Origin of the sequence: Sulfurimonas sp. (assembly GCF_029027405.1) — a bacterium.
Taxonomy (GTDB): Bacteria; Campylobacterota; Campylobacteria; order Campylobacterales; family Sulfurimonadaceae; genus Sulfurimonas.
The window spans coordinates 2,651,752-2,664,752 of the sequence record NZ_CP093396.1 but is presented as its reverse complement, the minus strand read 5'-3'; the positions used below and the strand labels follow the sequence as shown (position 1 = coordinate 2,664,752).

General features: G+C 33.4%; 17 protein-coding genes, 5 tRNA genes and 1 other RNA gene. 16 read left to right on the top strand and 7 right to left on the bottom strand.

The features are described 5' to 3' along the window. Positions 1 to 16 precede the first annotated feature (16 nt). The 5 genes from MOV42_RS13080 (at position 17) to MOV42_RS13060 (ending at position 1,922) form a co-directional block, all read left to right on the top strand. On the top strand, positions 17 to 355 hold the full coding sequence (locus tag MOV42_RS13080; protein WP_324171608.1) for an Hpt domain-containing protein: 339 nt from the start codon (positions 17 to 19) through the stop codon (positions 353 to 355). A gap of 46 nt (positions 356 to 401) precedes the next feature. Beyond that, positions 402 to 499: signal recognition particle sRNA small type (gene ffs, locus MOV42_RS13075), an RNA gene on the top strand. A 187-nt stretch (positions 500 to 686) separates the two neighbouring features. Next, positions 687 to 1,181 (top strand): Hcp family type VI secretion system effector, encoded by a 495-nt coding sequence (locus MOV42_RS13070; protein WP_324171607.1) that lies wholly within the window; start codon positions 687 to 689, stop codon positions 1,179 to 1,181. Next, positions 1,174 to 1,650: a hypothetical protein gene (locus MOV42_RS13065; RefSeq protein ID WP_324171606.1), complete on the top strand. Its 477-nt coding sequence runs from the start codon at positions 1,174 to 1,176 to the stop codon at positions 1,648 to 1,650. The genes MOV42_RS13070 and MOV42_RS13065 overlap by 8 nt, the downstream gene beginning before the upstream one ends. Next, entirely contained in the window at positions 1,650 to 1,922 is a 273-nt protein-coding gene (locus tag MOV42_RS13060) for a hypothetical protein (protein ID WP_324171605.1), read from the top strand. The genes MOV42_RS13065 and MOV42_RS13060 overlap by 1 nt, the downstream gene beginning before the upstream one ends. 17 nt (positions 1,923 to 1,939) lie before the next feature. Here the strand turns inward: MOV42_RS13060 and MOV42_RS13055 are convergent, their stop codons facing one another. Continuing rightward, positions 1,940 to 2,170 (bottom strand): hypothetical protein, encoded by a 231-nt coding sequence (locus MOV42_RS13055; protein ID WP_324171604.1) that lies wholly within the window; start codon positions 2,168 to 2,170, stop codon positions 1,940 to 1,942. 82 nt (positions 2,171 to 2,252) lie between these two features. Between MOV42_RS13055 and rpmI the strand changes: the two genes are divergently transcribed. Then, positions 2,253 to 2,444 carry a 50S ribosomal protein L35 gene (gene rpmI / locus MOV42_RS13050; protein ID WP_324171603.1) on the top strand — a complete coding sequence of 64 codons (192 nt, stop codon included), beginning with the start codon at positions 2,253 to 2,255 and terminating at the stop codon, positions 2,442 to 2,444. 97 nt (positions 2,445 to 2,541) lie between these two features. Beyond that, positions 2,542 to 2,901: a 50S ribosomal protein L20 gene (rplT, locus tag MOV42_RS13045; RefSeq protein WP_324171602.1), complete on the top strand. Its 360-nt coding sequence runs from the start codon at positions 2,542 to 2,544 to the stop codon at positions 2,899 to 2,901. A gap of 31 nt (positions 2,902 to 2,932) precedes the next feature. Here the strand turns inward: rplT and MOV42_RS13040 are convergent, their stop codons facing one another. Genes MOV42_RS13040 through MOV42_RS13030 form a run of 3 tightly spaced genes read right to left on the bottom strand, consistent with a single transcriptional unit; the run spans position 2,933 to position 5,869 of the window. After that, positions 2,933 to 4,111: a replication-associated recombination protein A gene (locus MOV42_RS13040; protein WP_324171601.1), complete on the bottom strand. Its 1,179-nt coding sequence runs from the start codon at positions 4,109 to 4,111 to the stop codon at positions 2,933 to 2,935. Positions 4,112 to 4,113: 2 nt separating this feature from the next. Then, positions 4,114 to 4,899 (bottom strand): pseudouridine synthase, encoded by a 786-nt coding sequence (locus MOV42_RS13035; RefSeq protein WP_324173034.1) that lies wholly within the window; start codon positions 4,897 to 4,899, stop codon positions 4,114 to 4,116. 7 nt (positions 4,900 to 4,906) lie between these two features. After that, entirely contained in the window at positions 4,907 to 5,869 is a 963-nt protein-coding gene (locus tag MOV42_RS13030; RefSeq protein WP_324171600.1) for a KpsF/GutQ family sugar-phosphate isomerase, read from the bottom strand. Between the two features lie 44 nt (positions 5,870 to 5,913). Here MOV42_RS13030 and purN point away from each other — a divergent pair, with 44 nt between their 5' ends. From purN to MOV42_RS13015, 3 genes are all read left to right on the top strand, one after another. Continuing rightward, on the top strand, positions 5,914 to 6,468 hold the full coding sequence (purN, locus tag MOV42_RS13025; RefSeq protein WP_324171599.1) for a phosphoribosylglycinamide formyltransferase: 555 nt from the start codon (positions 5,914 to 5,916) through the stop codon (positions 6,466 to 6,468). 1 nt (position 6,469) lies between these two features. Then, a complete protein-coding gene (locus MOV42_RS13020; protein WP_324171598.1) occupies positions 6,470 to 7,831 on the top strand; it encodes an NAD(P)H-hydrate dehydratase in 1,362 nt (453 codons plus the stop codon). Between the two features lie 78 nt (positions 7,832 to 7,909). Beyond that, positions 7,910 to 8,689: a thiazole synthase gene (locus MOV42_RS13015; protein ID WP_324171597.1), complete on the top strand. Its 780-nt coding sequence runs from the start codon at positions 7,910 to 7,912 to the stop codon at positions 8,687 to 8,689. Here MOV42_RS13015 and MOV42_RS13010 read toward each other — a convergent pair. Next, positions 8,686 to 8,961: a hypothetical protein gene (locus MOV42_RS13010; RefSeq protein WP_324171596.1), complete on the bottom strand. Its 276-nt coding sequence runs from the start codon at positions 8,959 to 8,961 to the stop codon at positions 8,686 to 8,688. The genes MOV42_RS13015 and MOV42_RS13010 overlap by 4 nt on opposite strands. Beyond that, the gene (locus tag MOV42_RS13005) at positions 8,962 to 10,299 is read right to left on the bottom strand and encodes a sodium-dependent transporter (protein ID WP_324171595.1); all 1,338 of its coding nucleotides are present in this window, start codon (positions 10,297 to 10,299) and stop codon (positions 8,962 to 8,964) included. Positions 10,300 to 10,444: 145 nt separating this feature from the next. On the opposite strand from MOV42_RS13005, the gene MOV42_RS13000 reads away from it, so the two are divergent. The 5 genes from MOV42_RS13000 (at position 10,445) to MOV42_RS12980 (ending at position 11,096) form a co-directional block, all read left to right on the top strand. After that, positions 10,445 to 10,522, top strand: a tRNA-Pro gene (locus tag MOV42_RS13000). Positions 10,523 to 10,548: 26 nt separating this feature from the next. Beyond that, positions 10,549 to 10,625 (top strand) — tRNA-His (locus MOV42_RS12995). 44 nt (positions 10,626 to 10,669) lie between these two features. After that, positions 10,670 to 10,746, top strand: a tRNA-Arg gene (locus MOV42_RS12990). 132 nt (positions 10,747 to 10,878) lie between these two features. Beyond that, positions 10,879 to 10,955 (top strand) — tRNA-Arg (locus MOV42_RS12985). A 56-nt stretch (positions 10,956 to 11,011) separates the two neighbouring features. Next, positions 11,012 to 11,096 (top strand) — tRNA-Leu (locus tag MOV42_RS12980). A gap of 223 nt (positions 11,097 to 11,319) precedes the next feature. Here MOV42_RS12980 and MOV42_RS12975 read toward each other — a convergent pair. Next, the gene (locus tag MOV42_RS12975; RefSeq protein WP_324171594.1) at positions 11,320 to 12,300 is read right to left on the bottom strand and encodes an IS5 family transposase; all 981 of its coding nucleotides are present in this window, start codon (positions 12,298 to 12,300) and stop codon (positions 11,320 to 11,322) included. A gap of 383 nt (positions 12,301 to 12,683) precedes the next feature. Between MOV42_RS12975 and MOV42_RS14060 the strand changes: the two genes are divergently transcribed. Continuing rightward, the gene (locus MOV42_RS14060) at positions 12,684 to 12,872 is read left to right on the top strand and encodes a transposase-like zinc-binding domain-containing protein (RefSeq protein ID WP_416385459.1); all 189 of its coding nucleotides are present in this window, start codon (positions 12,684 to 12,686) and stop codon (positions 12,870 to 12,872) included. Positions 12,873 to 13,001: the final 129 nt, after the last annotated feature.

The window sequence follows — 13,001 nt, the reverse complement described above, 5'->3', positions numbered from 1 at the left end:
ATAGGAAAGTAAGATTATGTCAATATTAACAGCAAATTATTCAGATATAAATCATGATGAAATGGCACAAAAAATAGGTTTAAAAGCTAAACATATTCCAATTTTAGTAACTAGTTTTTTAGAAGAATCTGCTGCAATTTTAGAAAAACTACAAACTTCGATAGAATCTACAAATTATCAAGATATAAAATCGCAAGCACACTCTATTAAAGGAAGTGCAGGTAATCTTCATTTTAATGAGGTTTATGAGATGTCAAAAGAGATAGAGTTATCTGCTTCTCAAGCTAAGAAAGATTTTGATTATCAAGCTCACCTAGACGCTATAAAAAAAGCAGTAGCAACTATATCTTTTTAGAAAAATTTGGTAAATTTTAAAAAATAAGATATACTTCCACCGCTTCTCTTTAGACCTGTGCAATGATGTTTTAGGACAATGTGTCAGGGTAGGAATACAGCAGCACACCCTAGAGTGTTATGTGCCGCAGGTATCTGGAGAGGAGTCTTCTGACATATACTTTTATCCAATTACTTCGTTAAAATTTCGTCATTTACTATAAGTAAATTCCTCAACTTTGCCTTGAACTTGAATAAAATTATATATCACGCACTTATTTTTAGAATTGAGGATTTAATTAAGTTTATTTTAGGTATGTTATATGGATATTTTAATTTTTAAAAGGCAATTTATGCAAAACTCAATGTTTATGACTATTATTGGAAGTACACAAGGACTTATTTCAGAAGGTGCATTTACTCCTGATTCAGTAGGAAATATTTATCAAAATGGACATGAAGATGAAATTTCAATTGAAACCTTTAATTATGGTTCTAGTATCCCTATAAATATTGCTACAGGGCAACCAAATGGTCAAAGAATACTCTCCCCACTCAGTATTGTTAAATTATTAGATAAAAGCTCTCCTTTATTATCAGAAGCCCTTAATAATGGTGAAACTTTAAAAAAAGTTGAAATCAAAGCTTACAGAACTTCATATATGGGAAGAGAAGAACATTTTTATACAATTATATTAGAAGATGCAATCATTACGAATATCAATGCTACCAATACTAAAAATGGGCCTACTGAACATGTCACTTTTTCTTATAGAAAAAGAGTGTTAAGACATGAAATTGCTAGTACTTCTAGTTCTGACGATATTCGAACTGGTGTAAATGTCTAATTTTGTTTTAGGTGTTCACAGTAATTTAACTTCAGGAGACTTTACTGGAGGACATGCTTGGATTACAATAACAAACAAAACAAATCTGGCCACAGTATCTTATGGTCTATGGCCAGATGGTCATCCTAGAACTTTAGACAATAAAGATGGCAGTGATGTTCGTATAGGTATGGAACCACCTAAAGGCTTAGCAAATAGATATTATGCACTTTCACAAGAACAATATATAAAACTACAACGTTTAATTATGACAACTGAATATTGGTTTTATACTAATAACTGCTCATCATGGTCTTCTCAAATGGTTTATAAACTATTAAGAGTTGATATAGATGCAGATGATTATTTTGGTATTGAAACACCTAGAGAATTTGGTCATAATATCATTGAACTAGAGTTAATTAGTCCTTCAACCATACTAACTCCCATTACTATTAAGCCTAACCGCAAAGTACGAGGTTTACATTAATGAACAAACTAAAAACACTTTTATTTATTGTTCTCAACTATGGTTGGGTATTTCCATTATTTATATCTATTAGTACAATTATTTCTTTTTTAAATATGGAAGTATCTCCAAAAATTTATGAAACAGAATATACATTAAATAGTTTTCCATATTTAGAACTTGCTGAACAAATGTCTATTTTATTTATTACTTGGGCTTCATTAGCCATTTTAGTTCGTATTTTTCAAGAACTGTATACAAAAAGCCCCAATTCTATAAAGCAACAAAAGTAAGTTTTTTGAGATAAAAATTAATTGTCATCTCTATATTTTGAAATTCCGCATGGCTGATTTTGTGATGGTGGATTGTCTTTTAAATATGTTAAGTCTTCTAAAGTCTGTGTTAAAACTTTTTTTTGCTGAAGTATTGGCAACATTAAATTATCTTTTTCATTAAGAGCAATACTCCAATCAAGCAATATTTTTTGAACCTCGTCATCAAGCTCTTTAAGGGCATTTTGGATATGTTTTATTGAATTCATTTGAGCATTGTAGCTAAATCTCAGAAACTTTTGGGTATAATCCCATTCTCAAATAGTGAGAATTTTATGTAAAGGATTATCGATGCCAAAAATGAAATCGGTAAAAGGCGCTGTAAAGCGTTTTAAAGTTAAGAAAAATGGTTCTGTTAAACGCGGTACAGCGAACAGAAGTCACATCTTAACTAAACAAGATGCAGCTACTCGTCGTAAGCAAAACAGCCCAAAAGTTGTTTCTAAGGCTGATGAAGCAAATGTAAAGGCTATGATAAATTAATTTATCGTAAATCTCCAATTTTAAATAATTGGGCAAGACCACTTAATGTGTGGCACCTTGAACACTAAAAGTGTCTGGGTAAAGAAAAAGGAAAAAAATGCCAAGAGTAAAAACAGGTGTTGTTCGTAGAAGAAGACACAAAAAAATATTAAAATTAGCAAAAGGTTTCTATAGTGGTCGTCGTAAACACTTTAGAAAAGCTAAGGAACAAATTGAACGCTCATGGGTATATGCTCATCGTGATCGTAAGCAAAAGAAGCGTGATTTCCGTAAACTATGGATTATCCGTATCAATGCAGCGAGTCGTTTAAATGGAATGAACTATTCTACTTTTATGAATGGCGTTCATAAAGCTGGCATCGAGCTTGACCGTAAAATTCTTGCTGATATGGCGATGAATGACGCAGCAGCATTTACTGCAGTTGCAGATGCATCTAAAGCAGCACTTAGCAAATAGTATTTGCTAAGTTTAAACTCTTGACATTGTGTTAAGAGTTTAAATTACTTATCCATTCTTTCATTTTTTTCTCATAACCGATATTTTTCAATTCAACAAATTTCATAGGGTTTGACATATAAGCTTGTTTTACATAACCTCCAAAGTCATGAGGGTATAAATAGTTTTCATTTCTTTGAGTTATATTTTTTGGAATTTCTAGCATGACACCTTCATTTATAGCTTTTAATGCAGAGTTTATTGCTAAGTAAGAAGAGTTTGATTTTGGAGAAGCACAAAGATAAACAACAGCTTGAGCTAAAATGATTCTAGCCTCAGGAAAACCGATTTTTGATACACTTGTTAAACATGATGTTGTTAGCGTTAATGCTTGTGGATTCGCATTTCCTATGTCTTCACTAGCTAAAATAACAAGTCGTCTTGCAATAAAATCTGCACTCTCCCCGCCATCTATAAGTCTTGCAAGATAGTAGATGCCAGCATCCATATCAGAACCTCTAATAGACTTAATCATAGCACTTGTTAAATCATAATGAACTCCTGCTTCGCTACTCCCTACACTAAGAGCATTTGGTCTTAAAGACTTTAAAAGTTTTAGTGTTATGTGAGTATTTATATTTGAAGAAAATTCTAATAGTTTTAGCAAAGACCTAGCATCTCCACCGCTACTAACAATCAAATATTTTTTTGCATCATTATCACATTTTAGTTTTGTTGTCTTTAGTGCTTTGTCTAAAAGTAAAGATAACTTGTCATTATTTATGCACTTTAACTCAAATAGCATCGAACGAGAACGAATAGCAGAAGTTAATGAAAAGAAAGGATTTTCGGTTGAAGCACCTATGATTAAAACTGAATTATTTTCCATCACAGGAAGCAGAACTTCTTGTTGATTCTTTGCTAAACGATGTACTTCGTCTATGAAAATAAGTGGTTTTTGTAGAGAATTTTTATGTAAATCAAATATTTTTCTAAGTTGTTCTATCTTTAGTGAAGTTGCGTTGAATTCATAAAAAGGCAACTCCATTATAGATGCAATAACACGTGCAAGAGATGTCTTGCCACAACCTGCTGGACCATAAAGAAAACTATGTCCAAGAGATAATTTTTCACATAAAACTCTAAGAGGGGCATCTGATGAACATAGATGCTCTTGACCAACGAAATCATCAAAAGATTTAGGTCTTAGTAATTGTGTGAAATCACTCAAGACTATTTTTCGCCTCGCTCTCTTTTGCTTTTTTCTTCAGCTTTTAAAAAGGTAAATAAAGCAGAATATTCGCTCCTGTTTAAAAATCTAGTTTTTCCAGTTGGTAAATTATTTAACTCAACTTCCGCAAAACTTATGCGTTTTAAGTCAGCAACCTCTGTACCAAAATGAGCAAAAAATCTTCTTATTTCTCTGTTTTTACCTTCTGATATTGCTATTTTTAAGATGGAATAATTATGCTCATTCTTTTGAATTTTGTAACCTAAAAAAGGTGCAAAAGTCATACTTGTGATTTTTGAGTGAGAATGTCCACCAGCAGTAGCATCTAGGAGTTCAAGTCCATTCATCATAGCTGCTTCCATCTCTGGAGTCACTTGACCTTTAATTTTTACTTTATAGACCCTCTCTAAGTTTGAGTTCATCAAAGCAGTTGCTACTTTTGAAGCGTCTGTAAGAAGCAAAACACCTTCTGTTAGAAAGTCTAATCTACCAACAGGAATAAAGTGTTTATACTTCGCATCTAAAGAATCATAGATAGTTTTTCTTTCTCTTGGGTCTTTTTTTGTTACAAGCTCACCTTTTGGCTTGTTATAAACTATAACTGTATATTTATCGCGTGGAGTTATCTGTTTTCCACTCACATAAACGATAGTTTCTTTTTCATCCACTTGTGTTGCTGGGTTGTCTTGTATTTCACCATCTACTCTAACATAGCCATCTTGAATAGCTTTATCTGCTTCTCGTCTGGAGTAGCTTGAGTGGTGAGCAACATATTTGTTTAATCTCATCATAATTTTATGAAATTCCTTTTTCTATAAGCGTATGAATATGTAGTACGCCTTTTATTTTTTTATTTTTATCTGTAATTACTAGAAGTTGTATTTTTTTCTCTTCAACAAGCACGAGTGCTTGGCTTGCAAGCATATTTTCATCTTCACAAGTCATAGGGTTTTTAGTTGCGTACTTTAAAACATTTTCTTCTAAAGAAAAATCATCTTGAAGTAAAGCTCTACGAATATCTCCATCACTAACAAGTGCTATGAGCTTATCATCAGCATCTACAACTAAAACAGTTCCCAAACGCCCTTCACTAATCTTTAAAATGGCATCTTTAACTTTAGTGTCTTCTTTTACAATAGGTATATTTTTGCTCTGCATAAGGTTAGAAACTTTTACAAAAAGTTGTTTTCCTAAAGCTCCCCCAGGGTGAAAAGAAGCAAAATCACTTTTTTGAAAATCTCTTGCCCTCATAAGACAAACTGCTAAAGCATCACCTAGTGCTAATGTAAGAGTTGTTGAACTTGTAGGTGCTATGTCTAATGGACAAGCCTCTTTTTTAACTACAACATCAATCACTATGTCACTATGTTGCCCAAGTGTAGAGTTCCTATCTCTAGTCATACCAATAAGAGGTGTTTTAAACCTTTTTATATGAGGTAAAATTGAGCTAAGTTCTTCACTTTCTCCACTGTAACTAATCGCAATAACAACATCTTCTTTGCTTATCATTCCTAAGTCACCATGAAGGGCTTCTGTTGGATGAAGAAAAAAACTAGGAGTACCAGTAGATGCGAAAGTTGCTGCCATTTTTGCACCAATTAAACCACTTTTACCAACACCAGTAATGACTAACTTACCTTTACATGCAAGAATAATATCAACAGCCCTCTCAAAAACATCATTGATATTTTTGGCTGAATCAAGTAATGTTTGTGCTTCAATGTTTAAAGTTTCTTGTGCAATTTCTTTGTAATTCATAATGCGATTATATCCTTTTTAACTTCATAAGATATAATCCGCTTATGAAAAAAATTGTAATACTATTTAGTGGAGAGGGTTTTAACGCCCAAAATATTGTAAATAAACTGCACAATAAAGAGTGTTTTGTTGCATGTGGAATTACAAATAAAAGAGATGCAAAAGGTTTGCAAAAGTTGCAAAATATAGGTGTAAAAACTGAAGTTTTAGAGCATGTAAATTTTGCTTCTAGGGAAGAGTTTGATGAAGAACTTGTAAAACTTGTAAAAACTTATGAGCCAGACTTAGTGATTTTGAGTGGTTTTATGAGGATTTTAAGTGAAGTTTTTACTTCCAACATTCATGCTATAAATCTTCATCCATCTTTACTTCCAAAGTTTAAAGGTGCAAAAGCAATAGAGCGAAGTTTTGAGAGTTTAGACAAAGATGCTGGGGTAAGTGTTCATTATGTTAGTAGCGAGTTAGATGCTGGAGAAATTATTTTGCAAACTTCTTTTGAAAAATCACCAAATGAAACATTGGAGAGTTTTTCTGCTAAGATTAAAGAAATAGAGTACGAAATAATGCCACAAGCTATTGTAAAGGTTTTAAGGAGTTAAGATGCAGAAATTGTTTGATGAAGTTGGAAGTTTAGATAAAAGATGTTACGAAGAGTTTGCTCTTAGTGAAGATATTTTGATGGAACATGCCACTAATGGAATGGCTTCATATATCCGTGATAATTTTTCAAAATTCTCTAGTGTGATTGTTGTTTGTGGGAGCGGAAATAATGGTGCAGATGGTATAGCATTAGCTAGGCAACTTCATGGTGATTTTGATGTTAGCATCTACTATGCGAAAGAAGCAAAATCAATGATGGCACGACTTCAAGAAAAAAGAGCAAAAGCTATTGGTGTAAAAGAGTGTTTTGAAATCCAACATTGTGCAGTTTTAGTAGATGCTATCGTAGGTACAGGTTTTAGTGGAGAGTTTAGTGATGAATTAAAAGAACTAATCACTAAGCTAAATGATTCTCTTGCTTTTAAAATCTCTTGTGATATTCCTTCTTATGGTTTTAAAGCTGATGTTACTTTAACTATGGGTGCTTTAAAAAAGAGTTTATACCTAGATGCAAGCAAAGATGCGGTTGGTGAGATAAGAGTTATAGATTTAGGAATTTCACGAAGCATCTATGAAGCTCAAACGAATTGGAATTTGCTTGATGAAAAAGACTTAGAACTGCCAACTAGAGATAAAAAAGATTCACATAAAGGTAGTTTTGGACATTTGGCAATAGCTTGTGGAAGTAAGAGTGGTGCAAGTATTTTAAGTGCTTCATCAGCTCTAAGATTTGGAGTGGGTTTAGTCACTTTAGTAGGTTATGAAAATGAGCAAATTCCTTACTCCATAATGCATGCATCTGAACTCCCATCAAATACAACTGCTCTTGCCTTGGGTATGGGTTTAGGAAATGAATTTAGCGATAAAGAGTTGGATATATTTTTAGATAATTCTTTTTCTCTGATAGCAGATGCAGATATTTTTTATATGCCGATAATTGACAAAATACTAAAACGAGAAAATGTTATTTTAACTCCTCATGCTAAAGAGTTTGTAGCACTTTTAAAACATACAAAACTAGCAAATATAAGTATAGAAGAGTTGCAAAAAAATCGTTTTAAATTTGTAGAGCTTTTTACAAAAAACTATCCAAGAATTACTTTAATATTAAAAGGTGCAAACTCTATAATTGCTCAAAATAATATTTTTTATATAAATCCACATGGAACATCAGCTTTAGCAAAAGGTGGAAGTGGAGATGTTTTAAGTGGCTTAGTTGGTGCTTTGTTGGCTCAAGGATATAGTGCTTTAGACTCAGCGATAAATGCTTCTTTGGCACACACATTATTGGCACAAAATTATAAAGGTGCTGATTTTTCTCTTACACCAGAAGATTTAATAAACGGAATATGCGATTTATAAGATTTCTTATGCTATAAATCAATCATTAATACTAAAGAGCACAAATATTTTATGAAGTAAAATTAAGGAAATAATAATATGGATAACATTTTAAAAATTGGAAAATATGAACTAGGCTCTCGCCTAATAGTTGGTAGTGGAAAATATGATTCTTTTGAAACTACAAAAAATGCAACTCTTGCATCTGGAAGTGAACTTATAACAGTTGCTGTTCGCCGTTTAAACATTACAGACCCAGATAAAGAAAACCTTCGTGATACTTTTGCAGGAACAAATGTAAAGTTTTTACCAAATTCTGCAGGTTGTGTAACGGCAGAAGAGGCTATAACTACTTTTAGACTTACACGAGAGGCAACAGGTATTGATTTGATAAAACTAGAAGTAATTGGCGATACTAAAAAAACTCTTTATCCTGATGTTTTAGAAACTATAAAAGCATGTGAAGTTTTAGCAAAAGATGGTTTTACAATCATGGCATATACTTCCGATGACCCAATCATGGCAAAAAGACTTGAGGACGCAGGAGCTCACGCTATTATGCCTCTTGCTGCTCCTATTGGAAGTGGTTTAGGTATTCAAAATCCTTATAACATTGTGTTTATCCGTGAAGCTGTTAATGTTCCTGTAATCGTAGATGCTGGAATTGGTTGTGCAAGCGACTCTGCTTATGCGATGGAGTTAGGTGCAGATGGAGTTTTAACTAACACTGCAATCGCTCAAGCACAAGATCCTATGATTATGGCTGAAGCTATGAAATATGCAGTAAAGGCTGGTAGAATGTCTTACTTAGCGGGAAGAATTGCTAAACGACCATATGCAACTGCATCTAGTCCAATTAATGGAATGATACAGTTTTAAACTTTTATATTACTTGATAAATGGGTCATCAATAAAAGTTGACCCATACCTTCAAAAAATTTATCAACACCAAACTCTTTTGCATCTATTGATTTTTTTAAAGCTAGTAAAAAAACTTTTTGAGAATCTTCAGATGCTTGCATATAGGTATCTATAATATACTCAAAAGTCATAGAATGAACTTCTCCATTTACATCAAAGTCTATGTTTGAGTTTGTATCTATGCTTTCTTCTAAAAGTAGTTTTTTGCATTTTTGTGAGATATTTAGCATCTATAAAATTCCCATTAGTGAAAGTATAACTATAAACATAGCAACAGGAGTGATATAGCGAAGTGAAAAATACCATGCTTCAAATGCAAATCCTAGTTGAGGTTTTAAGATAGCCTCAACTCTTTGTTTTTCAATGACAAAACCGACAAATACTGCCATAACAAGACCACCAAGAGGAAGCATAAAAGTAGCAGTAAAATGATCAACCCAATCAAAAAAGTTTTTATCTCCCCATGTTAGCGTTTCTTTAAATCCATCTATATTTGAGAGTAGGGCGATAATCCCGATGAGGTAAAAGAACAGCCCCATAGACATAGATGCTTTAAGTCTGCTCCATGAGTATCTATCTATAAAATACTGAACCATTGGCTCAACCAAAGATACAGAAGAGGTAAGTCCTGCAAAAGCTAAGGCTATAAAAAATAAAATGGCAAAAATATTCCCGATAATCCCCATCTCAAAAAAAGCAGCAGGAAGAGAGATAAAAACTAATCCTGGACCTTTTGCTGGACCTGAGCCATACTGATACAAAAAGGTAAAAAGCATAAGTCCCGCAACAATAGCGATGGAAGTATCTAAAAATACAATCCAAAAAGCATTTTTAACAAGATTAGAGTTTTTTGCCATTGAAGCAGAGTAAGTCATAATAGCGCCCATACCAAGAGAGAGGGTGAAAAAAGCATGACCAACAGCAGTTACAAAAGCATTTGAGTCTATTTTAGACCAATCAGGGGAGAACATAAACTCTACTGCTCGAGAGAACGAATCTAGAGTTGTTGCGTAGGCGAACATACCAAGAAGGATTATCATAAGTGTTGGCATTAAAATCATGTTCATCTTCTCTATACCACCTTTGATTCCTTTTGTTAGAACATAAGTAATCCAAATAAAGGCTAGAGTGTGGTAAAAAAGTTGAGTCCAAACGCCACTATGTAGCATGGTGTTAAAGGTAATTTCTGCTTCTTTTACGCTTGATGGAAGGTAAAAAATAGAAGTAACAATATAGTTGAATATCCAGCCAATAACAACAGAGTAAAAAATCATAATAAAAAGACCAGCTAAACCTTGAAAACCACCAAGTTTCCATAGATGTTTGTGTGTTGGTGCTAAATCTTCAAAACAAGTAACGCCATCTTTTCTTCCTAAGTAACCAATGAGCATCTCCGCTATCATGATAGAAAAGCCAATAATAAGGACTGTAAAAAGGTAAATTAAAACAAAAGCTCCGCCACCATATTCGCCAGCGATATAAGGAAATTTCCATATATTTCCAAGTCCAACAGCACTTCCAGCAGCTGCTAAAATAAACCCCATTCTACTAAATCTAGCTATTTTCATAAATCAAAACCCTTTTTAATTGGGCTTATTATACATGAAATTTTAAATATATAAAAGAATTACTAAAAAAGCATTGACATTTTGTAACTAATTGACTATAATCTCGCCTCATTAATCAGCAGTTTGCTTGGTTTTTGTAGAAGGTCGGGGTGTAGCTCAGTATGGTTAGAGTACCTGGTTTGGGACCAGGGGGCCGAAGGTTCGAGTCCTTTCACCCCGACCACCTTTTATATTTATAACTTTCATATGGTGAGATTAGCTCAGTTGGTTAGAGCACTGGTTTGTGGTGCCGGGGGTCGCGGGTTCGAATCCCGTATCTCACCCCATTTAATAGATTTAAATATAAAAATTTAACAATTATAAAATAGTAGCGTCCGTGGCTCAACTGGATAGAGTTTCGGATTTCGGCTCCGAGGGTTATAGGTTCGAATCCTATCGGGCGTACCATCATTTTAACGACAATATGAGCGAAGCCCATATTATCTACGCTAGTCGCTTGGACACTGAAGCTTTGATTTTAGAAAATCAAGAATAGCAACAGAATCAAGTTTTTTAATTTTAGTCATGTATGACTTACTTGCCTCCTTAGCTCAGCTGGATAGAGCAACGCCCTTCTAAGGCGTAGGCCACACGTTCGAATCGTGTAGGGGGTACCATTAATATAAGATAAAGAATTTTCAACTATAATTCTACTCTTATTCGACAATCACATGCGGATGTGGTGAAATTGGTATACACGCCAGACTTAGGATCTGGTGCCGCAAGGCGTGGAGGTTCAAGTCCTCTCATCCGCACCATATAATATTAATAATCCCTCAAAACATCGTAAAATATGGCTTAGACTCACTACTTTAAGTTTCAGAATAATTGAACCCTCTGAACAAGCCAGATGATTCTTCTTTATACTAATATTCTATCATTTTAAAAATTCTCTTTCAATTTTGAAGTGAGTTTCTGTCTTGTTTTTCTATATTTCTACTATTTATTAGCATGTTAGAACCTTATTTTGTTCCTTTTGTATCAGTTCCTAGCCCTTACCAGTGCAGGTGTCCGTCTCAGATTATAACAAGCAGCCAACATAAAAAAGTGTTGTTGATTTTTATCTATTCCCCGATATCTGGTTTTTCTGAAGTTCATATGTTGTTTTATAAATGCGAATGGTAATTCCACGAGACATCTTATCTTTGAGAATCTTGTATTATTTCTTGATTGTTTAGGTCTTAGTTTCGATTGACCTCTTACTCGTCTTTCAACTATACCAGCAAAAATACCTTTTGCTCTTAGTGCCACTTTTCTTGCCTTTTGCATATAGCCACTATCTGCGAATATTGCTTTATTTTCATCTTCTGTCAGCTTATCAAACTGTGTACTATCGTGTGTTGAAGCTGTTGTAGCTATTACTTTTTTGATGATACCGTTTGTATCAGTTGCTATATGCATCTTTAATCCATGATGTTTACGACCTCTTTTTGAAGTGTAGGTTGCATCAGAATCATGGGCTTTATTTGAAATAACTTTACCCTTGTCATCTTTTTTTCTCTTTGGTTCGCTTGAGTGGATGAGAGTAGCGTCTATAAGAGTTCCCTCATTGAGTATAAGTCTTTTAGATTCCATCATCTTTTTTACTTCTTCAAATATATCACCAAGTATCTCTTCTTTGATAAGCTTGTTTCTAAATTTACAAATAGTTGTTTCATCTGGAATAGTATCTTCATCTCTTATATCAAGAAACTTTCTGAAGCTTATACGGTCATGTATAAGCTCTTCGGTCATTGGGTCTGACAATCCATACCAGTTTTGTAAAAAAAGTGAGCCTACTAATATCTTTGATGGAATAGATGGTCTTCCTGTCTTACCTTTGTTGGGTTTGTATACATTTTTCTCTATAAGTATCTTCTCAATAGCTTCAAATGGAATAATCTCTTTCATCTCATTTAAAAACTTCATACTCTTCTTACCACCTTGGTATTTCATGGCATGGTCAAAAAAACTTAGTTGCATATTTATCCCTCAAACTTGGCTTCTTAGTATATTTATTTTAGCTAATTCTTGGTTTGAGGGAGGTTAAGTTAAATTGCTTGATTGTTCAGAGGGTTCTATTACTTTTAAGTATTAGCATAAACTTTTAGAAAAACGCCAATTCAAATAGTAAGCGCAACACCTAGTTAAACTGCTGCATAAGATTTTGTAATTGTATCGAAAATACTTCTGCTGGTGTTTTGTAGTTTAATATCTTTTTTGGTCTACTGTTCAATTTGTTCTGAACTTGAATAATTTGATTATCGATTTAAAGTAAAATTCGGGGGTCTAAAAAGTGCTTGAAAGTATGCTATAGTAGTAAGAAACAAAGGTTTATTTACAAATGGCTGTAAAAAAATACAAAAATTTGTCCAAATTGTGAGAAAAACAATACAAAAAAGATAGGCAAAAGACGAGGACTTCAAAGATATAAATGCAATGATTGTAGCACTAAATTTCAATCCAAAAGAAGACCAGAAAAACTACAAGAAATTATCTTCATACCCCAAGGGCAGGCTACGCGCAAAAGTATATTTATAAACGACAAACTTTAAGTGATTTAGCAGAAGAGTATAAGAAAAGTTCTCGTTGGATTCAGAAGCAAATATTTGTATCACAAGGTCATAAGCAAGTATGAGCCAGAGATAAAAACTCATAAACCTAGGGCAATAGTTCTAGTGTGT